The 23,414-nt window shown below is 44.9% G+C and carries 13 protein-coding genes and 1 pseudogene; 8 read left to right on the forward strand and 6 right to left on the reverse strand.

Annotation, left to right across the window (positions count from 1 at the left end; genetic code table 11):
* Both JQX68_RS03800 and JQX68_RS03805 read left to right on the forward strand, forming a co-directional pair.
* Entirely contained in the window at positions 1-6,429 is a 6,429-nt protein-coding gene (locus JQX68_RS03800) for a type I polyketide synthase (RefSeq protein ID WP_147773004.1), read from the forward strand.
* Positions 6,422-7,423, forward strand: coding sequence for a phosphotransferase enzyme family protein (locus JQX68_RS03805; RefSeq protein WP_147773005.1), 1,002 nt, complete (start codon positions 6,422-6,424; stop codon positions 7,421-7,423). The genes JQX68_RS03800 and JQX68_RS03805 overlap by 8 nt, the downstream gene beginning before the upstream one ends.
* 70 nt (positions 7,424-7,493) lie before the next feature.
* Here JQX68_RS03805 and JQX68_RS03810 read toward each other — a convergent pair whose 3' ends face one another.
* The 3 genes from JQX68_RS03810 to putP form a co-directional block, all read right to left on the reverse strand.
* Entirely contained in the window at positions 7,494-8,873 is a 1,380-nt protein-coding gene (locus JQX68_RS03810; protein ID WP_147773006.1) for an alkaline phosphatase, read from the reverse strand.
* A 111-nt stretch (positions 8,874-8,984) separates the two neighbouring features.
* The gene (locus JQX68_RS03815; RefSeq protein ID WP_014663093.1) at positions 8,985-9,683 is read right to left on the reverse strand and encodes an MgtC/SapB family protein; all 699 of its coding nucleotides are present in this window, start codon (positions 9,681-9,683) and stop codon (positions 8,985-8,987) included.
* Between the two features lie 106 nt (positions 9,684-9,789).
* Positions 9,790-11,268, reverse strand: coding sequence for a sodium/proline symporter PutP (gene putP, locus JQX68_RS03820; protein WP_069840045.1), 1,479 nt, complete (start codon positions 11,266-11,268; stop codon positions 9,790-9,792).
* A 413-nt stretch (positions 11,269-11,681) separates the two neighbouring features.
* Here putP and gatC point away from each other — a divergent pair, with 413 nt between their 5' ends.
* From gatC to gatB, 3 genes are read left to right on the forward strand one after another with little or no spacing between them, the layout of a single operon-like run.
* Complete coding sequence (gatC, locus tag JQX68_RS03825) at positions 11,682-11,972, forward strand: Asp-tRNA(Asn)/Glu-tRNA(Gln) amidotransferase subunit GatC (RefSeq protein WP_003219442.1); 291 nt, start codon at positions 11,682-11,684, stop codon at positions 11,970-11,972.
* A 15-nt stretch (positions 11,973-11,987) separates the two neighbouring features.
* A complete protein-coding gene (gatA, locus tag JQX68_RS03830) occupies positions 11,988-13,445 on the forward strand; it encodes an Asp-tRNA(Asn)/Glu-tRNA(Gln) amidotransferase subunit GatA (protein WP_147773007.1) in 1,458 nt (485 codons plus the stop codon).
* Positions 13,446-13,458: 13 nt separating this feature from the next.
* The gene (gatB, locus tag JQX68_RS03835; RefSeq protein ID WP_003219444.1) at positions 13,459-14,889 is read left to right on the forward strand and encodes an Asp-tRNA(Asn)/Glu-tRNA(Gln) amidotransferase subunit GatB; all 1,431 of its coding nucleotides are present in this window, start codon (positions 13,459-13,461) and stop codon (positions 14,887-14,889) included.
* On the opposite strand, the pseudogene JQX68_RS03840 reads toward gatB, so the two are convergent.
* Positions 14,876-15,773: pseudogene (locus JQX68_RS03840) on the reverse strand (TetR/AcrR family transcriptional regulator). The gene gatB and the pseudogene JQX68_RS03840 overlap by 14 nt on opposite strands.
* A gap of 131 nt (positions 15,774-15,904) precedes the next feature.
* On the opposite strand from JQX68_RS03840, the gene srfP reads away from it, so the two are divergent.
* The 3 genes from srfP to rlmD all read left to right on the forward strand — a co-directional run bounded on the left by srfP (position 15,905) and on the right by rlmD (position 21,568).
* The gene (srfP, locus tag JQX68_RS03845; protein ID WP_147773080.1) at positions 15,905-19,063 is read left to right on the forward strand and encodes a surfactin resistance protein SrfP; all 3,159 of its coding nucleotides are present in this window, start codon (positions 15,905-15,907) and stop codon (positions 19,061-19,063) included.
* Between the two features lie 151 nt (positions 19,064-19,214).
* Positions 19,215-20,126 carry a diacylglycerol kinase gene (locus JQX68_RS03850; protein WP_003233894.1) on the forward strand — a complete coding sequence of 304 codons (912 nt, stop codon included), beginning with the start codon at positions 19,215-19,217 and terminating at the stop codon, positions 20,124-20,126.
* A 56-nt stretch (positions 20,127-20,182) separates the two neighbouring features.
* Positions 20,183-21,568 carry a 23S rRNA (uracil(1939)-C(5))-methyltransferase RlmD gene (gene rlmD, locus JQX68_RS03855; protein WP_147773009.1) on the forward strand — a complete coding sequence of 462 codons (1,386 nt, stop codon included), beginning with the start codon at positions 20,183-20,185 and terminating at the stop codon, positions 21,566-21,568.
* 465 nt (positions 21,569-22,033) lie between these two features.
* Here the strand turns inward: rlmD and JQX68_RS03860 are convergent, their stop codons facing one another.
* Positions 22,034-22,231, reverse strand: a complete 198-nt coding sequence (locus JQX68_RS03860; RefSeq protein ID WP_003240078.1) for a hypothetical protein — start codon at positions 22,229-22,231, stop codon at positions 22,034-22,036.
* Positions 22,221-23,348, reverse strand: a complete 1,128-nt coding sequence (locus JQX68_RS03865; protein ID WP_134975857.1) for a Rap family tetratricopeptide repeat protein — start codon at positions 23,346-23,348, stop codon at positions 22,221-22,223. The genes JQX68_RS03860 and JQX68_RS03865 overlap by 11 nt, the downstream gene beginning before the upstream one ends.
* Positions 23,349-23,414: the final 66 nt, after the last annotated feature.

Below are 23,414 nucleotides of genomic sequence, written 5' to 3' on the forward strand. Positions count from 1 at the left end.
ATGAGTAATTCTCATTATGCGAATCATGGAGCTGAAATTGCGGTAATCGGCATGGCAGGCCGATTTCCGGGAGCAAAAAACGTGCAGGAGTTTTGGAGCAATTTAAAAAATGCGAAAGAAACGATTTCTTTTTTCACTGATGAGGAGCTGAGAGAAGAGGGCGTTAATGAAGAGCTGCTGAATGATCCGCGATTTGTCAAAGCAAAAGGAATTGTGGAGGATGTAGATCTGTTTGATGCCGGCTTCTTTGATTATACGCCGAAGGAAGCTGCCATGATGGATCCGCAGTTCCGTATCTTTCATGAATGCGTGTGGACCGCCTTGGAAGATGCTGGCTACGATCCTTTCACTTACAAAGGGCAGATCGGCCTTTATACCGGAGCGGGCCTCAATGCAGAATGGGTGCTGAGGGCTCTTCAGGGAGCAAAGACCGGAGAAGACTCAAAGACGCTGGAAACAGCGGTTTTGAATATGAGAGATTACATGGCAACACTTATTTCTTATAAGCTTAACCTGAAAGGGCCGAGCATGATGGTGCAGACCGCTTGCTCAACCTCGATGGTCTCTATTCACCTTGCTGCTCAGGCTTTGTTAAATGGGGACTGCCATATGGCGGTTGCAGGCGGAGTCTCTATCCGCCTCCCGCAAAAGTCCGGGTATCTCTACCAAGAAGGTATGATCCATTCTCCTGACGGACATTGCCGCGTCTTTGATGATGAGGCGGCAGGCACAGTATTTGGAGACGGGGCGGGAGCGGTCATTTTGAAAACGCTAGAAGATGCTGAAGCAGACGGAGACCATATTTATGCTGTCATAAAAGGTACTGCAATCAATAATGACGGCAGCAGAAAGGTTGGATATACAGCGCCGAGCACCAAAGGCCAGGTAACCGCGATCAAAACAGCCCTGCACATGGCCGAGGTGGAGCCTGAAACCATTACCTATGTCGAGGCTCACGGCACAGGGACGACACTCGGTGATCCGATAGAAATTGAAGCATTAAAACAAGCTTACCAAACAGACCGTCGCGGCTACTGCAGAATTGGTTCTGTCAAATCCAACATCGGTCATTTAAATGATGCGTCTGGTGTAGCTGGATTTATGAAAGCAGTTCTAAGCTTAAAGCATAAAGTGATTCCGCCGACTCTGAATTTCGAAAAGCCAAACGCCAAAATCGATTTTGAGCAATCACCATTTGTCGTCAATACGGAACTCACCCCTTGGGAAGAAAGTGAATGCCCGCGCAGAGCGGGCGTTAGCTCATTTGGCATTGGGGGAACAAATGCCCATGTCATATTAGAGGAAGCGCCGGCGCAGCACAAGGCAGCGGAAAGACATGACGCTGAACTCTTATTGCTGTCAGCCAAAACACCGGCCGCTTTAAACAGCATGACAGAACGGCTGTCAAACTATTTTGTGCAAAATCCGCAGACCGATTTTGCAGCCGCGGCATATACCCTCAAAGCAGGGCGCCATTCATTTCCATATAAAAAAGCGATTGTGGCAGCGGATGTGCCTGAGTTTCTTCAGGCTATTCATGAAAATGACTATGAATCTGTTAAAACCGGCAGTTCTCAATCTGCAAGCCGGCCCGTTGTCTTTCTTTTTCCGGGACAGGGGGCGCAGTATGTTGATATGGCAAAAGGGCTTTACGATACTGTACCGATTTTCAAGGAGGAGCTCGACGCCTGTTTTGACATATTAAAAAATCATATGGACATAGATCCGCGCACGGTGGTTTTCTCTGACAATCAAAAGCATGACGCGAATCTGATTAACCAAACTGAATATACACAGCCCCTTTTGTTCTGCATCGAATATGCACTTGCAAAAATGCTGATCCACTGGGGAATTAAGCCGAAAGCAATGGCGGGACACAGCATCGGTGAGTATACAGCTGCAGCCATTTCAGGTGTGCTCTCATTGGAAGATGCTCTTGACATCGTCAGCTATCGAGGGGCAGCGCTCCAAAATCTGCCGTCCGGTTCTATGCTTAGCGTTTCCTTAAGCGAAGCAGACATTAAACCGTATATAGACGGAACCATTTCAATCGCCGCCGTGAATGCATCGGATTCATGTGTTGTATCGGGAGAATCAAGTGCGATTGATGCATTGGAAAGGAAGCTGAACGCCGAAGGGCACAGCTGCAGAAAGCTTCATACATCACATGCCTTCCATTCGTATATGATGGAACCGGTTTTAGAAAGCATGAAACATAAGCTCTCAGCCTATCAATTTAAAAAACAAAAGATCCCGTTTGTCTCAAATGTAACCGGAGACTGGATCACTGACGAGGAAGCTAAAGACCCGACATATTGGGCTGATCATTTGCGGGGAACCGTCAGATTTATGAACTGCGCAAAACGCTTAAAAGAAGAACTGGATCCAATTTTTATAGAGGTCGGTCCTGGAAATGCGCTGCGTTCGTTTGTCAGCAAATTGTATCAGGCTGAGGGCAAGCAGCATATTGCAATCCAGCTGATGAGGCATCCAAAGGAGACGGCTTCTGATTACCGTTATTTGCTGAGCAGGCTGGGTGATATGTGGCTTCACGGGGTGCCGGTCGATTGGACAGCCTTTTATGACCAGGACCAATGCCAGCTTATTCCGCTTCCAACATATCCTTTTGAAAGAGAAAGATACTGGATTGGCCGGACAAATGAACAGCAGGGAGCACCGGCGGCAGAACATTTTCAGCTTTTAGTGCCTGAGCAAGCAAATGACGGGCAGACAGCTGATGCAGAAGCAGATATTCAATTTAATGAGACAGAGACGGTCTTGGCTGCTATGTGGAAAGACATTCTCGGAGTCAAACATGTCACATTAGATACCCATTTCTTTGAAACAGGCGGGCATTCATTAAACGCCACTGGTCTGATTTCTCGCATTCATAAGGAATTTGGAGCGGAGCTGACGTTAAGCGATGTATTCCAGCACCCGACAATCCGTGCGCTTGCCGCGCTTATTGATCGCTCTGACCGACAACAATATACATCCATCCTGCCTTCAGAGAAAAAAGACGTATACAGGCTGTCAGCTGCACAGCGGAGAACGTATTTGATTCATCAAAGAATCGGGCAAGTCACCACATATAACATGCCGATGGCTCTTTTATGCTTCGGGAAAATTGATGCCGTCCGCTTCGAGGATACATTCAAAAAGCTGATTGAAAGGCATGAAACACTGCGTACAACGTTTGAAATTAAGGATGGAGAACCTGTGCAGCGAATCCATCAAAACTTTGAATTTTCGATTGAACAAACCGAAGCGAAAATGGATGGGCTTGATGACGAAATCAGTTCATTTATACGGCCGTTTGATCTTAAGGTTTCTCCATTAATTCGGGTGAAATTCGTCAAAATCGAGGAAGAAAAACATGCGTTGCTTGTTGATATGCATAATATTGTGGCGGACGGCGCCTCAATGAATATTTTTATAAAAGAATTTACCCAATTATATAGAGGGGAACAGCTCCCAGAAAACATCATTCAGTATAAAGATTATGCGGAGTGGCAGCAGACATTTTTTAATAGTGATATGTTTAAACGCCAAAAAGAGTATTGGCTGAAGCAGCTTGAGGGTGAAGTGCCTGTGCTGAATATGCCTCTTGATTACGAACGAAAAGAACAAAGCTTTTTAGGCAGGGCGATCAAGTTTACTATCCCGCCGCGCGTTTTAGAAAAGCTTGAGAAAATCGGAGAGGCGCAGCAGCTGACAAACAATGTCATGCTGTTTCAGCTCTATGCCATGCTTTTGTCCAGTTATACAAAACAGCAGGAGCTGATGATTGGGTCATTGGTGGCAGGCCGGCGTCATGCGGATATTGAGAATACGATCGGTATGTTTACAAACTTTTTGCCGATCAAAATTCATTTGAATCCTGAAGAGTCGTTTGTCGGCAACCTTCAGCACACAAAACAAACTCTGCTTGAAGCTTATGACCATCAGGATTATCCATACGATCAAATGGCAGAAGCGCTGCAGCCGGTGATCAAGCCGAACCGCAACCCTTTCTTTGACACCATGCTGATCTATCATAATGAGTATGACCCGAATATAAAAATAGAGGCTGGCGGATTAACATTTGAAACATACGAATTCGCAAAAGGCATTTCAAAGCTTGATATGAAAATGGACGTCGTGAAGGAAGTGACAGGAGAGCTTAAATGTGTGCTTCAATACAACCGGTCGCTTTTCACTCATGAATCCATGCAGGCATTTGTTTCTCATTTTATCTCTCTTGCTGAAAAAGCTGCAGAAGAGCCTGAAAAATGCATTAAGGACATTCCTGTGCTGAGCCAAAAAGAGCAGGAAGAGGCCGAGCTGAAAAGGGAGAGAGAGTCAAACCGAGTCATCTCGTGCCCATTAACCATTTGTTCCAATTTTACAGCTGATCCGATTGTGCCTTACCTAAAATGGTGGGGCGAACAGTTTGATATCAATTTAGATATAAAGCTGTCTCCTTACGGCCAGGTGTTTCAAGAATTGCTTAATGAAGAAAGCTTGCTGTCAAGGCAAAAAAACGGTGCCAACCTGCTGTTGATTCGCCTGGAGGATATGGCGGGGGATGCGGGTCTCTCTTTGGAAGAAAGAATAGCTCACGTTCAATATAATTCAGATGAACTGCTCGTCATCATGAAACAAAAGAAAAAGGAAGTGCCTTATTTCATTGGATTGCTGCCGCTGGAAAATGTGAAAGAGCAGGAGCTCCGGGACATCCTTGTGCAATGCCAGCAGAATTGGATCGCGCAGCTTGCTAAAGAAACGGATGTACATTTGATTGATCTTCGCCAGCTGCATCAAACATACCAGCTTGATGCCATATTTGACCCGCACAGTGAAAGAGCGGCAAGAATACCATTTACTGAAGAATTTTACGCGGCGATGGGAACGCGGGTGGCGCGTGAGTTGACGGCATGGCTCAAACCGCCATTTAAAGCGGCCGCCATTGATTGTGACGGCACTTTGTGGAGCGGTACCGTGTCTGAAGCTGGGGCGGAAGGAGTCATTATTACTCCTGCCCATCGAGCGCTGCAGCAATTTTTAAAGAGAAAACAAGAAGAGGGTCTGCTCCTTGTGCTTTCAAGCCGAAATAATGAAGAAGACGTCTGGAATGTGTTTGAACGTCATCCAGATATGATTTTAAAGAAAGAGGACTTTGTCCTGTCACGCATTAATTGGGACGAGAAAGCCAGAAACATGAAAGAAATGGCCGACGAGCTGAACATTTCAGTGGACCGGTTCATATTCTTAGATGATGATCCGGCTCAATGCCTTGAAATGAACGAACGCCTGCCAGAGGTTCTGACCTTGCTTCTGCCGTCAGATATAGATTCTATTCCAATGTTCTTAGAACATGTCTGGGCATTTGACAGGTTCAGGGTGACAGAAGCTGATCAAAAGCGCACGGAACGATACTTGGCAGCACAAGAAAGAAAAATAGATTTGAATACGTCCCGTTCTCTTGAAGAGTTTCTTTCCGGTTTACACCTGCGTATAGCCTTGACTGAGATGACAGAAGAGCATTTGCCGCGAGTTGCTCAAATGAGCGCGAGAATTAATCAGTTCAATATGAATCCGTCAGTCTATCGTGAGGAGCAGCTTGCCCAGCGGCTCAATACGGACGGCCATATCGGCTGGGTCGTTGAAGCGTCGGACAGATTCAGTGATGAAGGCATCGTCGGTGCAATCATGGGAATTCAAAAAGAAGATTCATTAAAGATAGATACTTTTCTGCTCAGCTGCCGCGCACTAGGCAAAGGAATTGAACATAAGGTGCTATCCGGCCTTGCTTCATATGCACGGGATAAACAGCTTCCGACGATATCGTTGAAGTATAAAAAATCAGGGAAAAACCGGGCTTTTTCTGAGTTTTTGGCTGAGCATCGTTTTATGGAAGAGGCTGACCCGTTAAATACGGTTTATCACATATCCGTCAATGAGGTAGAGGATCAAAGCGGCCATATCGAATGGGTGTCCTCGTTAGAGCCAGCGCCTCGCAAAAAGGCGAAAGCGATTGCCGATGGCGTATTGCAATCCGCTTTAATGGAAAACACAACCGCTCATTGGGAAGTGCTGCATGCTGAGAAATCCTTGCATTCTCCATATTTAATGGCCTTAGATACCAATCAGCCGGAGCATTTGCGTGCTCTGTTAGTAAAGGAACATTTAGGAGCCGAAACAGAAGATAGCGGACCGGAGACAGAACAGCAAAAAATCCTTTCGGATATCTGGAAGCAAATTCTCCACTTGGATTTTGTAGGAATTGACAACGATTTCTTTGATTTGGGAGGAAATTCGCTGCTCGCTGTCAAAATGGAAGTAGAGATGGAAAAGAAAGGCTGGTATGTTGATGATTTGAATCTTGCGAAAAAACACACGATAAGGGAATTATCTAAATATATGAAGAGGGAGAATCAGCATGCATAAAGATATTAAAGCAATATTTGATGAAGAAAAGGTTTTGGCAGAAGCTGCCGTTATATATGGATTTACTAGAGATCAAGTGCAGTTTTTAGCGGATGCGGAAAACTATGTGTATGAGTTTGCTAAAGACAATGAATCCTATATTTTAAAGATTACACACACGATTCGCCGGTCGCCGGATTATATTATGGGAGAGATGGAATGGCTCCATCATCTTGCTGAAGGCGGTCTTTCAGTGGCCAAACCAATCCCGTCGTTAAACGATAAGGATGTTGAGGAAGTGCCGGACGGAAAGGGCGGAGCATTTTTATTGAGAGTGTATGAAAAGGCGCCGGGCCATAAAGTAGACGAATCTGATTGGAACGAAACCCTATTTTTCGAGCTTGGCAGATACACAGGGAAGATGCACAGCCTGACAAAAAGCTATAAACTGAGCAATCCTACATTTAAAAGACAGGAGTGGGATGAAGAAGAGCAGTTGAAGCTCAGAAAATATGTTCCTGAAGATCAGACAAAGGTTTTTCAGCAGGCGGACGATTTAATGAATGAGTTGCGCCAGCTGCCAAAAAACCGTGACAGCTACGGCCTTGTTCACGCAGATCTTCATCATGGTAATTTTAACTGGGATCATGGGAAAATCACTACATTTGATTTTGATGATATCGGATACAACTGGTTTGTGAATGATATCAGCATTCTTCTCTACAATGTACTATGGTATCCGGTTGTTCCTTATGAAAATAAAGCAGCCTTTACAGAAGAATTCATGACGCATTTTATGAAAGGGTACAGGGAGGAAAATGAAATTGACGCCGAATGGCTCAAGAAAATTCCAGATTTCCTTCGCCTGCGCCATATGTTGATTTATGGATTGCTCCATCAAATGTTTGATCTGGATCAAATAGGAGAAGAAGAAAAAGAAATGCTGAAAGGATTCAGAAACGATATCGAAAATCAAACGCCGATAACCGAATTTGATTTTTCGAAGTTAGCTTAAGAAAATTGCGCCGGTCCCTTTTGGGACGGCGCTCCTTAATCAAAAAACGCCGGCAGTGAGCCGGCGTTTTTTATTTTTGTTCAAAAATAGCAAAAATGTTTTTTGCCTGCTGCGTATTGTCGATAAGCCCCTTCCATTTTTCCTTTCCCGGACCGTAAGCATAAACCGGTACGTCTTCCCCGGTGTGGGCTAATGTCGTCCAGCCTGAAAAAGACCGTTTATCAAAAATCCATTGAATGCTTTTTTGGATCTCAGCTGTATTCGATTGTGAGGCTGCATTTTGAACCTGATTTATCTCATTTTCCGTCAGCTTCATATCAACATAAGTGCTGAGAACCTTTTCGGCATCTTGGCCTTCAGCGATCTTTTCTGCCATATAGCCCGGCGTTTTTTTAGCGGCGATGATTGGGGAAGGGTCCCATTTATAGCCGGTCTCGCGCGTCATTCCCTCTGCGCCGTAAGAGAACCCGCCTGTAGAATGATCAGCTGTAATAATAACCAGCGTTTCTTGATCTTTTTTCGCAAAATCCAGAGCAGCTTGAACGCCTTTCTCGAAATCTTCCATTTCGCTCAAAGCGCCCACCACGTCATTTTCATGGGCTGCATTGTCAATATTGCTTCCTTCCAGAAGCATGAAAAAACCGTTTTCGTTCTTCTGTAACTGGGTGAGTGCCGCTTCCGTCATGTCTTTTAGAGAGGGTGTGCTGTTCTCTCTGTCAATCGCTTTATCTAATTCAACTTCTCCAAACAGTCCGAGCAGTTTTTCGTGCTGATTTTTTTTTAGGTCTTGCTTCGTGGTCACATAATGATAGCCGTCTTTTCGAAATTCTTCAGCAAGATTTCGGTCACTGCGAATGAAATATTTCGCTCCGCCTCCAAGTAAAACATCAACCTTATGAGATCCATTAATACGTTCATCATAGTATTGGTCAGCAATTTCAGTGTAGTTTTTCCGTGAGACGTTATGTACGCCGAAAGCAGCGGGAGTGGCATCGGTTAAGTCCGAAGTCACGACGATGCCGACGGATTTCTTTTTCTCTTTTGCAGCTTCTGTTACGCTTTTGAGCCGCTGATGATTGTTGTCTACAGCAATGGCGTCATTATATGTTTTCGTTCCGGTTGCCATGGCAGTTGCAGCCGCCGAGGAATCAGTGATATTGTCTCTGGGATCGTTAGGTTTCGTCATCTGCATTCCTGTTAAATAAGAGTCCCATGCTGTTTGGACGGGAGTGTTCAGTTTTTCGCTTTTTAATGTCCTATAGCTGTTAATCATCGGCATACCCATTCCGTCTCCGATGATTAGGATAATATTTTTAGGATTCTTGCTGCTGCTCTTGGATGATTGAGAATGAGGAGGGGATATGAATTCAGTTATGGCAAAAATACTTAAGAAAGCAGTCAAAATGAGGGTGACAGTTACTGTAAACCGTGATTTGGTAATGAGGAACATCTCCTTTTATTATATTTATTTACTAATATGTATTTTATTTGAAAATAATAGAGACTTCAATGTTTTTTTCGATGACAGCAAAAAGCCAATGGGATTCCGCCCCATTGGCTTTTATAAGGTATCACACTTCACGCCGACTACGCCTTCAATAGCTTTAATGTCATAGTAGACATCGGTCGTGTATCTGTTTTTATGGACGCGGACCTTCACTTCCATAATTGGAAAATCCTTTTCGCCCAGGTCGTCGATCCGGACGGAGTGTGTTTTGATATCTTTTCTTTTCATTTCTTTTAAAATCTCTGTCATTTTGTCTTTATCAGAAAGTGACATTCTGATGCGGATGTCTTTTTCCTGCAGGCGGTCGGGACCGATTTTTCTGACCGCCCATGGGAGAAATTCCACGCTGATCAGGATGAACAGAAGACTGGCAAACGCTTCTTTATAAAATCCGGCTCCCGTTGCCAGCCCGAGTCCCGCTGCACCCCAAATCATGGCCGATGTCGTCAGGCCGGAAATGACATCATTGCTTTTTCGCAGGATGACACCGGCTCCGATAAATCCGACGCCGGAGATGATTTGTGCCGGCAGACGCAGCGGATCCATCATGATGCGGTAGTATTTAGGGAAATGATATGCCGCATTAATACTGACGATCGTCAGCATGCATGAGCTGACGGCGATGACGATACAGGTTTTTAATCCGAGCGGCTTATTTTTTAATTCGCGTTCAAGCCCGATGACCATGCCAATCAATGTGGCAATGCCCAATTTTAATAAAATATCAGGATCAATATACCAGCTCAACAGCAAACTTCCCCCTTTTCTAAGGTGTTTTTAAATAAATATGATTTTCTCACAGTATTTATAGCAAAACAAGAGCACAAAAGCCACCAAGCTGCGCTTGATGGCTTATTGTTTACTTTTTGCGTTTTAACAGCTTTTCCATGACACCGAATAATCGGTAAGAGGCTTTTGCAGGACGTTTTGTGATTAAGCTTCCAATAATACCCGCAATCATACTCAAGAAAAATCCTGGAATCATTTCATAGATGCCTGTAGAGTCAGCTAAACCAGTTGTAATCCAAATTAATACTGTCGCAGCCCCAACAACCATGGCTGAAAGGGCGCCCCATTCAGTCATCCGTTTCCAATACAGGCTCAGCAGAATGGCAGGCCCAAAAGCAGAACCGAATCCGGCCCATGCATAACCAACCAAATCAAGAATCGTGCTGCTCGGATTCAAGGACATCAGAATCGCAATGACCGCGATAATCAATACTGACAGCCGGCCGGCCAAGACCAATTCTTTATCTGATGCTTCACGTCTGAAAAATGTCCGGTATAAGTCTTCTGTCATTGCGCTCGCTGTTACCAAGAGCTGAGAAGAGATCGAACTCATAATGGCTGCTAAAATAGCAGACAGCAAAAATCCAGTAATCAATGGATGAAACAATATTTTAGAAAAAATAATGAAAATCGTTTCAGGATCACTTACAGCAACTCCGAATTTATGGGCGTAAGCCACACCGACTAAACCCGTTACGGTTGAACCAAGAATGGAGATAATCATCCAGCTCATACCGATTCTGCGCGCAGGTTTTAAATCCTTGATATGCTTAATCGCCATAAAACGGACGATGATATGAGGCTGACCATAGTAGCCTAAGCCCCAAGCCAAATAAGAAATAATGCTAATGACGCTCGCGCCTTTAAAAATATCCAATAGCTTTGGGTTTACAGCTGTAATCTCATGTAAAGCAGGAGAAACGCCGCCCAGCTGGGTAAAAGCAACGATCGGCACAAGCACTAGTGCTGCAAACATGATCGCACCCTGTACAAAGTCAGTCAGACTGACAGCAAGGAAACCGCCAAACAGTGTATATAACACGACAACGCCTGCAGTCAGCAGGAGTCCAAGTGTATAATCGGCTCCAAAAGCAGATTCAAATAATCTTCCGCCTGATACCATACCTGAAGAAGTATACAGTGTGAAAAAGATCATAATGATTAAAGCTGATACAATTTTCAGCACTGACGAAGAATGCTGGAATCGTTTATCAAAAAAATCGGGAATCGTAATCGCGTCATCCGCCGCTTCCGTATACGCTCTAAGACGTGGAGCCAAAAGAAGATAGTTCGAATACGCGCCGATTGTCAAACCGAGTGCTAGCCATAGTGTCGACAAGCCTGTCGCAAACATTGCCCCTGGAATTCCCATCAGCATCCATCCACTCATATCTGCCGCGCCGGCAGACAAAGCAGTAACGAATGGTCCGAGGCCTCTTCCTCCAAGCATGTAATCATTGATGTCAGTGGTTTTCTTGAATGCATACCAGCCGATTAACAGCATGGCAGTAAAGTAAATTCCTAAAGATATAATAATTTCAATACTCACGATTTACCCTCTCTTCATTTCTAATAATGTTGCATCACCTCTCAAATTGATGGTGCCAGTTAAGCAGCCTGGCGTAAGCGCGAAACAAAAGAAATTCTTTTGGGGGTGCACTTGGTAACTTAACCTAACAAAGTATTCCCGGCCATTCAAGCAATGAAACCTTGATCATGAGCGGGAAATACCGCCGCAAACCTAGAAGGGAATAAAGAATAAAACGCTTTCAAAAAATAATAAAAGTAAAAATATTCAGAAAAATATTTCGTTTCTCCTTCGTCTCATTTTAGTATAAAATATATAGGGTATTGTTTCGAAAACACAGGCCTGTCTTAAGGCGTTTTGTTGCTTTAAAGGGCTTGTTTTTGATATGATCAGTATTATATGACTTAACGGAGAAATATGTGGAGGTGGATCATATGTCACGAATTTCAATAGAAGAAGTAAAGCACGTTGCGCACCTTGCACGACTTGCGATTACTGAAGAAGAAGCAAAGATGTTCACTGAACAGCTCGACAGCATCATTTCCTTTGCCGAGGAGCTGAATGAGGTCAACACAGACAATGTGGAGCCTACAACTCACGTGCTGAAAATGAAAAATGTCATGAGAGAAGATGAAGCGGGTAAAGGTCTTCCGGTTGAGGATGTCATGAAAAATGCGCCTGACCATAAAGACGGCTATATTCGTGTGCCATCAATTCTGGACTAAAGGAGGGACACAAGAATGTCATTGTTTGATCATAAAATCACAGAATTAAAACAGCTGATACATAAAAAAGAGATTAAGATTTCTGATCTGGTTGATGAATCTTATAAACGCATCCAAGCGGTTGATGATAAGGTACAAGCCTTTTTGGCATTAGATGAAGAAAGAGCGCGCGCATACGCGAAGGAGCTTGATGAGGCGGTTGACGGCCGTTCTGAGCATGGTCTTCTATTCGGTATGCCGATCGGCGTAAAAGATAATATCGTAACAAAAGGGCTGCGCACAACATGCTCCAGCAAAATTCTTGAAAACTTCGATCCGATCTACGACGCTACTGTCGTTCAGCGCCTTCAAGACGCTGAAGCAGTCACAATCGGAAAACTGAACATGGACGAATTCGCCATGGGATCATCTACCGAAAACTCAGCTTACAAGCTGACGAAAAACCCTTGGAACTTAGAAACAGTTCCCGGCGGTTCAAGCGGCGGTTCAGCGGCTGCGGTTGCTGCGGGAGAAGTTCCGTTTTCTCTTGGATCTGACACAGGCGGCTCCATCCGTCAGCCGGCATCTTTCTGCGGCGTAGTCGGATTAAAGCCAACATACGGACGTGTATCTCGTTACGGACTGGTCGCATTTGCGTCTTCATTAGACCAAATCGGTCCGATTACTCGTACGGTTGAGGACAACGCATTTTTGCTTCAAGCGATTTCCGGCGTAGATAAAATGGACTCCACGAGCGCAAATGTGGATGTGCCTGATTTTCTTTCTTCATTAACTGGCGATATCAAAGGATTGAAAATCGCTGTTCCGAAAGAATACCTTGGTGAAGGTGTCGGCAAAGAAGCGAGAGAATCTGTTCTTGCCGCGCTGAAAGTTCTTGAAGGCCTCGGCGCTACATGGGAAGAAGTGTCTCTGCCGCACAGTAAATACGCGCTTGCGACATATTACCTGCTGTCTTCATCTGAAGCGTCAGCGAACCTTGCGCGCTTTGACGGCATTCGCTACGGCTACCGCACAGACAACGCGGACAACCTGATCGACCTTTATAAGCAAACACGTTCAGAAGGCTTCGGCGATGAAGTCAAACGCCGCATCATGCTTGGAACGTTCGCTTTAAGCTCAGGCTACTACGATGCGTACTACAAAAAAGCGCAAAAAGTGCGTACGTTGATTAAGAAAGATTTCGAAGACGTATTTGAGAAATATGATGTCATTGTCGGACCGACTACGCCGACACCTGCGTTTAAAATCGGTGAAAACACGAAAGATCCGCTCACAATGTACGCAAACGATATCTTAACGATTCCGGTCAACCTTGCCGGCGTACCGGGAATCAGTGTGCCATGCGGATTAGCAGACGGACTTCCGCTCGGCCTGCAAATCATCGGAAAACACTTTGATGAAAGCACTGTATACCGTGTTGCTCATGCATTTGAACAAGCGACAGACCATCATAAAGCAAAACCTGAACTGTAAGGGGTGAAAAGAATTGAACTTTGAAACGGTAATCGGACTTGAAGTCCACGTTGAGTTAAAAACAAAATCAAAAATTTTCTCAAGCTCTCCAACGCCATTCGGCGCGGAGGCGAATACGCAGACAAGCGTCATTGACCTCGGATACCCGGGTGTCCTGCCTGTCCTGAACAAAGAAGCCGTTGAATTCGCAATGAAAGCCGCTATGGCGCTCAACTGTGAGATCGCAACGGATACGAAGTTTGACCGCAAAAACTATTTCTATCCTGACAACCCGAAAGCGTATCAGATTTCTCAATTTGATAAGCCGATCGGCGAAAACGGCTGGATCGAAATTGAAGTCGGCGGAAAAACAAAACGCATCGGCATCACACGCCTTCACCTTGAAGAGGATGCCGGAAAACTGACGCATACAGGCGACGGCTATTCTCTTGTTGACTTTAACCGCCAGGGAACGCCGCTTGTTGAGATCGTATCTGAACCGGATATCCGCACGCCGGAAGAAGCGTACGCGTATCTTGAAAAGCTGAAATCCATCATCCAATATACAGGCGTTTCCGACTGTAAAATGGAAGAAGGCTCACTTCGCTGTGATGCCAATATCTCTCTTCGTCCGATCGGCCAAGAGGAATTCGGCACAAAAACAGAATTGAAAAACTTGAACTCCTTTGCGTTTGTTCAAAAAGGCCTTGAGCATGAAGAAAAACGCCAAGAGCAGGTTCTTCTTTCCGGCGGCGTCATCCAGCAGGAAACGCGCCGTTATGATGAAGCAACGAAGAAAACCATTCTCATGCGTGTCAAAGAGGGATCTGACGACTATCGTTACTTCCCGGAGCCAGACCTTGTCGAGCTCTACATTGATGATGAATGGAAGGAACGCGTAAAAGCAAGTATTCCTGAGCTTCCGGATGAGCGCCGCAAGCGTTATATCGAAGAGCTTGGCTTGCCTGCATATGACGCGATGGTTCTGACGCTGACAAAAGAAATGGCTGATTTCTTCGAAGAAACCGTTCAAAAAGGCGCTGAAGCCAAACAAGCGTCTAACTGGCTGATGGGTGAAGTGTCAGCTTACCTAAACGCTGAGCAAAAAGAGCTTGCCGACGTTGCCCTGACACCTGAAGGCCTTGCCGGCATGATCAAATTGATTGAAAAAGGCACCATTTCTTCTAAGATCGCGAAGAAAGTGTTTAAAGAATTGATTGAAAAAGGCGGCGACGCTGAGAAGATTGTAAAAGAGAAAGGCCTTGTTCAGATTTCTGACGAAGGCGTGCTTCTGAAGCTTGTAACAGAAGCGCTTGACAACAATCCGCAATCAATCGAAGACTTCAAAAACGGAAAAGACCGTGCGATCGGCTTCCTGGTCGGACAGATTATGAAAGCGTCCAAAGGACAAGCCAACCCGCCGATGGTCAACAAAATTCTGCTTGAAGAAATTAAAAAACGCTAATAAAAAAGCAGCCCTTAGAGGCTGCTTTTTTATGGTTAAATGGAGATAAAGACAGAGATCAGAGCCCGAAGCTTTTCAACTTCTTCGTTATTGGTTCCGGTCAAATTGGACAGCATGCCTTTTATAATCGGTTTGCGCGGTTTATCCTGAGCCAGTTCTTCCTCGATCACATCGAGTGACACGGTGATATCCTCGGGCAGCGTGCTGTTTTCTTTCACCTTCTGAATGTCCTCAAGCAGCTGGTCCTTCCCCGCAGGCATCGGATTGAAAATTTCTTTTGGCACGATCGGATTGAGGTTTGAACGGCTCAGCCCCTGTACAAGATCATCCAGTCTCTCGATGATAAAGGCTGAGATTTCCTCTGCACCGATATTAAGCTCACTGTTAAATACCATCACATTCATATAGGAATGCACGATGCCTCTTGCCATGATAGACAGATCCGCGACGTACCGCTCGATTCCTTCGCCATAGGATACCAGCAAGGCGTTCCGGTACAGCTTATCCGTCTCCATGGTTACTTTGTAAAAGTATTGCTTGATTTCTTGATTTTCCGGAATGATATTTTCGGTAAGCAAAAGAACGATAAAATCTTTATGATCGCGAAAATCTTCAAATTGAGCGCCAATTTGCTTTTTTAACACTTCCTTAGGCGGCTCTCCGGCGAGATCTTCTTCTATATTTTTCATTTTGGTCATAGACATACCGATGTAATATTCACAGGCAGATAACAGCAGCGCTTCTTTCGATTTGAAGTGCAAATAAAAAGCGCCCTTTGAAATGCCGCATTCACTGACGATTTCCTGGATCGTCGTAGCTGCGAATCCTTTTTTCGCAAATAAACGAATGCTGGCTTTTATGATTTTCTCTTTTTTTTCATTCATGACGTGCTTCCCCTTAATCCTTGAAAAATTTAGTAAAATTTTCTGGTATATGAGTTGACGTTGTTGCGTTATAACGTTTAGTATTATATAGAATGACCAGTCAGTCAATAAAAAATGTAATGGAGGATATGATGAATCACGTTATTAATTTCGTTCTGAAAAACAAATTCGCCGTATGGCTGATGACGATTATTGTAACGGCAGCCGGCTTGTATGCGGGTATGAATATGAAGCAAGAGTCTATTCCTGACGTGAACATGCCTTACTTGACGATCAGCACGACATATCCGGGTGCGACACCAAGCCAAGTGGCTGATGAAGTGACCAAACCGGTTGAACAAGCCGTTCAGAACTTGGACGGTGTCAGCGTTGTGACGTCGACGTCCTATGAAAACGCATCGTCGGTCATGATTGAATATGATTATGAGAAAGACATGGACAAAGCAAAAACAGAAGCGGCTGAAGCGTTAGAAAACGTCAGTCTGCCTGATGACGCGAAGGATCCGGAGATTTCACGCTACAGCTTGAACTCATTCCCGATTCTGACGCTGAGCGTGTCCAGTGATAAAGATAACCTGCAAGAGCTGACGAAAAAAGTGGAGGACAGCCTCGTTTCTAAGCTTGAAGGCATAGAAGGCGTTGCGTCCGTCCAAGTATCAGGCCAGCAGGTGGAAGAGGTTGAATTCTCTTTCAAAGAAGACAAACTGAAAGAATACGGCCTTGATGAAGATACTGTGAAGAAAGTGATTCAAGGTTCAGATGTGACAACTCCGCTTGGCTTGTACACATTCGGAAATGAAGAAAAATCTGTCGTCGTCAGCGGCGATATTGAAACAATTAAAGATTTGAAGAATATGAGAATTCCTACGGCATCTGCTTCAAGTGCAGGCAGCAGCGCAGCATCTCAAGCGGCGGCGCAAAGTGCACAAGCAGCTCAGAGCGCGCAAGCGGCAGCACAGGCGCAGCAAAGCGCAAGCACAGCAGTGCCGACGGTCAAGCTTTCTGACATTGCTACAATTAAAGATGTGAAAAAAGCTGAATCCGTTTCACGCACAAATGGCAAAGACAGCATCGGCATCAACATCGTTAAAGCAAACGATGCGAATACCGTAGAGGTTGCCGACAATGTCAAAGCTGAGCTGAAGAAGTTCAAAGAAGACCATAAAGGCTTCAACTACAGCGCAACTCTCGACATGGCGGAGCCGATCACACAGTCAGTTGACACGATGTTAAGCAAAGCCATCTTCGGTGCTATTTTTGCGATTGTGATTATTCTCTTATTCTTAAGAGATATCAAATCTACATTAATTTCGGTAGTTTCAATTCCATTATCATTGCTGATCGCACTCCTTGTGCTGCAGCAGCTTGATATCACACTGAATATTATGACGCTCGGCGCAATGACCGTCGCTATCGGACGTGTCGTCGATGACTCCATCGTTGTGATCGAGAACATTTACCGCCGCATGAGACTCAAGGATGAGCCGCTCCGCGGAAAAGCCTTGGTTCGTGAAGCGACGAAGGAAATGTTTAAGCCGATCATGTCATCGACGATCGTGACCATCGCGGTATTCCTGCCGCTCGCACTTGTAGGCGGACAAATCGGTGAGTTGTTTATTCCATTTGCCTTAACGATTGTTTTTGCGCTTGCCGCATCACTGTTGATTTCGATCACGCTTGTGCCGATGCTCGCACACAGCCTGTTCAAAAAATCATTAACCGGTGCGCCGATGAAAGCAAAAGAACACAAACCAGGCAGACTTGCAAACATCTATAAAAAAGTATTGAACTGGGCGCTGAGCCATAAATGGATCACGTCTATCATCGCTGTTCTGATGCTCCTTGGAAGCTTGTTCCTTGTACCGTTAATCGGTGCCAGCTACCTGCCGTCCGAGGAAGAAAAAACGATGCAGCTCACATACAGCCCAGAACCGGGTGAAACGAAAAAAGAAGCCGAAAAAGAAGCTGAAAAAGCGGAAAAAATCCTGCTTGACCGCAAGCATGTCGATACGGTTCAGTATTCATTAGGCTCTGGCAGCCCGCTTGCCGGAGGAGATTCTAACGGTGCGTTATTCTATATCAAATATGAAAGCGACACGCCTGACTTTGATAAAGAAAAAGACAACGTGCTGAAGGAAATTCAAAAGCAATCTGACCGCGGAGAATGGAAGTCACAGGACTTCAGCTCTTCAGGCAATAACAACGAATTAACATACTATGTGTATGGCGATTCTGAAAACGATATTAAAGACACGGTCAAAGACATTGAAAAAATCATGAAAGATGAAAAGGATCTGAAAAACGTAAATTCAGGCCTTTCCAGCACATATGATGAGTACACATTTGTCGCTGACCAAGAAAAATTAAGCAAGCTCGGTTTAACCGCGTCTCAAATTTCTCAAGCCTTAATGTCACAAACATCACAAGAACCGCTCACAACTGTGAAAAAAGACGGCAAAGAGCTTGATGTGAACATTAAGACAGAAAAAGACGAGTATAAGAGTGTGAAAGATTTAGAGAATAAAAAGATCACTTCCGCGACTGGCCAGGAAGTCAAAATCGGCGATGTGGCAAAAGTGAAAGAAGGATCAACATCAGATACCTTGTCAAAACGTGACGGAAAAGTCTATGCGGATGTCACAGGTGAGGTTACATCTGACAACGTCACAGCCGTATCAGCTGCTGTACAGAAGAAAATCGATAAGCTAGACCATCCTGATAACGTATCGATTGACACAGGCGGTGTATCCGCGGATATCGCTGATTCCTTCACGAAGCTCGGTTTAGCGATGCTGGCAGCAATAGCGATCGTTTACCTTGTGCTCGTGATTACCTTCGGCGGAGCATTAGCGCCATTTGCGATCCTGTTCTCATTGCCGTTCACAATCATCGGTGCCCTGGTTGGACTTTACGTATCAGGTGAAACGATCAGTCTGAACGCAATGATCGGTATGCTCATGCTGATCGGTATCGTTGTGACGAATGCGATTGTCTTAATTGACCGCGTGATTCATAAGGAAGCGGAAGGCTTGTCTACGAGAGAAGCGCTTCTGGAAGCCGGCTCTACACGACTCCGTCCGATCCTGATGACAGCCATCGCGACAATCGGCGCCTTGATTCCATTAGCACTCGGCTTCGAAGGCGGAAGCCAGGTCATTTCAAAAGGACTCGGCGTCACGGTTATCGGCGGTTTAATCAGTTCAACACTTCTGACGCTCTTGATCGTGCCAATCGTATATGAAGTATTGGCGAAGTTCCGCAAGAAAAAACCGGGAACGGAAGAAGAGTAAAAAAACAAAAAGCCTCAGCTCTGCTGGGGCTTTTGTGCGTTTTCACCTGTAAGATTATGTACATTTTGTTGCGATTTTTTTAACTCATAGTATAATTAAAGGTTGTTAGTGTAAAAATGGATCGGATACTCTTAAGTAGGATGATGAGATAATGAAACGTGCACGCATAATATACAATCCGACTTCAGGACGGGAGATCTTTAAAAAGCATCTTGCCCAGGTCCTGCAAAAATTTGAACAAGCCGGCTATGAAACCTCCACCCATGCGACGACATGCGCAGGAGACGCTACACACGCTGCCAAGGAAGCGGCATTGCGTGAGTTTGACCTGATAATTGCGGCAGGCGGAGACGGAACGATCAACGAGGTCGTCAACGGGCTTGCGCCTTTAGACAACCGTCCGACACTCGGTGTGATTCCAGTCGGCACAACAAACGACTTCGCCAGAGCGCTCGGCATTCCGCGCGAGGATATTTTAAAAGCGGCAGATACGGTCATTAACGGCGTCGCCCGCCCGATTGATATCGGACAGGTCAACGGCCAGTATTTTATCAATATCGCCGGAGGAGGCCGTCTGACGGAGCTGACGTACGACGTGCCAAGCAAACTGAAAACAATGCTAGGCCAGCTTGCTTATTATTTAAAAGGAATGGAAATGCTGCCTTCACTTCGTCCGACAGAAGTCGAGATTGAATATGACGGCAAGCTGTTTCAAGGTGAAATCATGCTGTTTTTGGTCACGCTGACAAACTCCGTCGGCGGGTTTGAAAAGCTCGCGCCGGATTCAAGCCTGAATGACGGCATGTTTGATTTGATGATACTAAAGAAAGCAAACCTTGCTGAATTTATCAGGGTCGCCACGATGGCGCTTCGCGGCGAACACATCAACGACCAGCACATTATTTATACAAAAGCGAACCGCGTGAAAGTCAATGTATCAGAAAAGATGCAGCTGAACCTCGACGGCGAGTACGGCGGCATGCTGCCGGGCGAATTCGTGAATCTGTACCGACACATTCACGTCGTCATGCCGAAGGAGAAAGCGGAACAGCTGGATGACTAAAAACTTGGCTTTGTAAGCCAAGTTTTTCTTTCGCTTAAAACAAGAGGTGAACATACATGAAAATGAAACCCCCAGTAGAAAAAAATGAATACTACGACGTGACATTTGAGGATTTGACTCATGACGGAGCGGGCGTCGCAAAGGTTCAAGGATTCCCGATCTTTGTGCCGAATGCCCTGCCCGAGGAAAAAGCGCAAATCAAAGTGACACGCGTCAAAAAAGGTTTTGCTTTCGGACGCTTGATTGAGCTGAAGGAAGAAAGCCCGCACAGAACGGATGCCCCGTGCCCGATCTACAAGCAATGCGGCGGCTGCCAGCTTCAGCACATGACCTACGAAGGCCAGCTCTTGTTTAAACAGAAACAAGTCATAGACGTCCTAGAACGCATCGGCAAGCTAGACCTGTCAGAAGTCATCGTGCACCCGACACTCGGCATGGAAGACCCGTGGAATTACAGAAACAAAGCGCAGGTGCCGGTAGAAGAACGGGAAGGCGGACTCGTCGCCGGATTCTATCAGCAAAGAAGCCATGACATCATCGACATGAGCGCCTGCCTGATCCAGCAATCCAAAAACGACGAAGCCGTCCAAGCCGTCAAAGACATTTGCGCAAACTACGGTGTCAAAGCCTACAACGAAGAACGCCACAAAGGCTGGCTCCGCCATATCATGGTCAGATACGGCGTTGTTACGGGCGAAATGATGATCGTCTTCATCACAAGAACAAACGATTTCCCGCACAAAGCGAAGATCATCGAAGACATTACAGCGCAATTCCCGCACGTCAAATCTATCGTGCAAAACATCAACCCGAACAAAACAAACGTCATTTTTGGGAACGAAACAAACGTTATCTGGGGCGAAGAATACATCTACGACCTCATCGGAGACGTCAAATTCGCCATCTCCGCCAGATCGTTCTACCAGGTCAACCCGGAGCAAACCAAAGTGCTCTATGACAAAGCGCTTGAGTATGCTGAGCTTCAAGGGGAAGAAACCGTCATCGACGCCTACTGCGGCATCGGTACAATTTCTCTCTTCCTGGCGAAGCAAGCGAAAAAAGTGTACGGTGTAGAAATTGTGCCGGAAGCAATTGAAGATGCGAAACGAAACGCTGAATTAAACGGCATCACAAACGCAGAGTTCGCGGTCGGAGAAGCGGAAACCGTGATTCCAAAGTGGTATGAAGAAGGCATCACGGCCGATACACTAGTCGTCGACCCGCCAAGAAAAGGCTGCGACGAAGCCCTCCTGCGGACAATTGTGGAGATGAAACCGAAGCGAGTGGTGTACGTGTCCTGTAATCCTGGCACGCTTGCGAGGGATTTGCGGGTGCTTGAGGATGGCGGGTATGCGACGCGCGAAGTGCAGCCTGTGGATATGTTTCCGCATACGAATCATGTGGAGTGTGTGGCTGTGCTTGAACTTAGAGAAGGCAACTAACCCTTGGGGGTTGTTGCCTTTTTTGATTGTTCTAAATGGAAAGGCTAAACTTCATGTTTTTTCTTGAATGATTTTATAGTTAGATAACTAATTTCAGCTCTGTGCTGCTCAAGTGAGATCATCGTTTTGTGGATTTCAAGCAGAAGTTGATCAGCATCTTGAACATCGTTAAGATCGATGCGTTTACTCTTAGTTTATCCATATCGTTTATTATTGTAGACAAGTCATTTAGATTGTCTTGTTGTTCTTCGAATTCTTCAACAGAAAGTATATTTGTTTGACCGTGGTATTTATTTTTCCTAAGAGGTTTACAATTTCTCTTAATTGGTTAAACCTTATTTCCGCCTATCTTGTTTTTTAAGGCTTTTGTTTGGTCTGCATATGAGTGTTTTAAAATCAATATTCTATCACCTTGTCACCTATTTCTTCAGAAAAAGAGACGCAGCCAAATGCTGCGTCTTGTCCTTAACCAAGCGTTCCGTTTTCTGCAATCGTCATTTCTTTGTCAAAGATGGCTTTGTCTGCTAGGGAGTTCGTTGAATCGTTTGCAGCTTTGCTTGTCATGTTTCTGGATGCCACATTTACTTCATTTCCTAAGGAAGAACTGATAAAGCTTACACCGATCAAAGCAATTACAGCGCACAAAGTCAGTTTAAATTTCATACAAACAATCCCCTCTCTGAATTTGTTTGCGGGCATGAACCATCTTTTTGAAACAGATAACAGAATCATCCATCTGCCCAATTTCAGTATAAAACTTTGCGGCTAATAATGCCAACTCTTCCATATAAGGATATCCTTGGGATGTCTCTAATTTGTTGAAAACATTTAATAAAATGGACGCTTCTCCTTTTTTGACAAACAGCGCCTGTAATCCTTCAAACATAATTTTAAATAGGCCATCGTCGAATTTACATGCGAATCGTACGCCTTTTCTGAAACAATCCATGGCCTGGTCTTGTTTATGTTGAAGAAAATAAATTAAGGCTAAATCGTGGTAAGCTTGTGTCAAGTTGTTGAAATTTGATTTTTGGAATTGGAGTATCGATTGCTCCATGTATTTTGCTGCTTTCGTCAATTCGCCCATTTTAAGATAACAATTTCCGATATTGAATAAAGCTTGGCCGTAAATCCGCTTGTTTTTGCTTTCAAGAAGCCGTGCGCCTTTTAGTGCCTGTTCGAGGTGAGGGAGCGCCTTTTCATGACTTTCTAAATCGTCGTAGTTTCCTGCGATCACAAAATGGCATTGTATGCGGCGGACTGAGTAAAGGTCGTGTGTTTTATAGATGTTATACGCCTGAGAAGAATAGTGCATTGAGACATGGGTTTGTTTCATATGGTAAAACACTTCAGCCATTTTAAAATAAAATTCTGCTCGCTCAATTTCATCTGAAATATAGGGAATTGTGTTTTCCGCTTTTTGATAGAATGTAATGGCACTTAAGAAATTGCCCTCTTTGAATTCATACATCCCTTGAAAAAAGTAATAGTAGTATTCAACGAGTTTCTCCATCTTCCTGTTGCTGCCTTCAATTCTCTTTAAATATTCTGATAACTCCATTTGGATTCCTTCAGATGGAATCACATAGTCGATCATAAGCTGATGGCGAAATGCAATGAGCTGATAGTAAATCAAGAGATCTTGGTCTTCTTCCATGATGTCAATGTCCCGTTCGATCTCAGCTTTAAGCATTTCAGCGTCAGTCACATTAAACTTTTGAATATGCCGGTTCCACTCATTAATTTTCATCCCAACGTGCGGAGACGAAATCGTGCCCAAACTTCTCACCCTTCCTCTTCTCACTAATTATGTAAATTTTATCAATACTGAAATTTAATAGGAAGG

The sequence above is a fragment of the Bacillus sp. LJBS06 genome (genome assembly GCF_016924995.1).
Lineage (GTDB): Bacteria > Bacillota > Bacilli > Bacillales > Bacillaceae > Bacillus > Bacillus stercoris.

Bases quoted from the DNA above. Each gene is read 5' to 3' on its own strand.
- JQX68_RS03800 (WP_147773004.1), top strand. From the start codon at position 1: ATGAGTAATTCTCATTATGCGAATCATGGAGCTGAAATTGCGGTAATC.
- JQX68_RS03805 (WP_147773005.1), top strand. From the start codon at position 6,422: ATGCATAAAGATATTAAAGCAATATTTGATGAAGAAAAGGTTTTGGCA.
- JQX68_RS03810 (WP_147773006.1), bottom strand. From the start codon at position 8,873: ATGTTCCTCATTACCAAATCACGGTTTACAGTAACTGTCACCCTCATT.
- gatC (WP_003219442.1), top strand. From the start codon at position 11,682: ATGTCACGAATTTCAATAGAAGAAGTAAAGCACGTTGCGCACCTTGCA.
- gatA (WP_147773007.1), top strand. From the start codon at position 11,988: ATGTCATTGTTTGATCATAAAATCACAGAATTAAAACAGCTGATACAT.
- srfP (WP_147773080.1), top strand. From the start codon at position 15,905: ATGAATCACGTTATTAATTTCGTTCTGAAAAACAAATTCGCCGTATGG.
- JQX68_RS03850 (WP_003233894.1), top strand. From the start codon at position 19,215: ATGAAACGTGCACGCATAATATACAATCCGACTTCAGGACGGGAGATC.
- rlmD (WP_147773009.1), top strand. From the start codon at position 20,183: ATGAAAATGAAACCCCCAGTAGAAAAAAATGAATACTACGACGTGACA.
- JQX68_RS03860 (WP_003240078.1), bottom strand. From the start codon at position 22,231: ATGAAATTTAAACTGACTTTGTGCGCTGTAATTGCTTTGATCGGTGTA.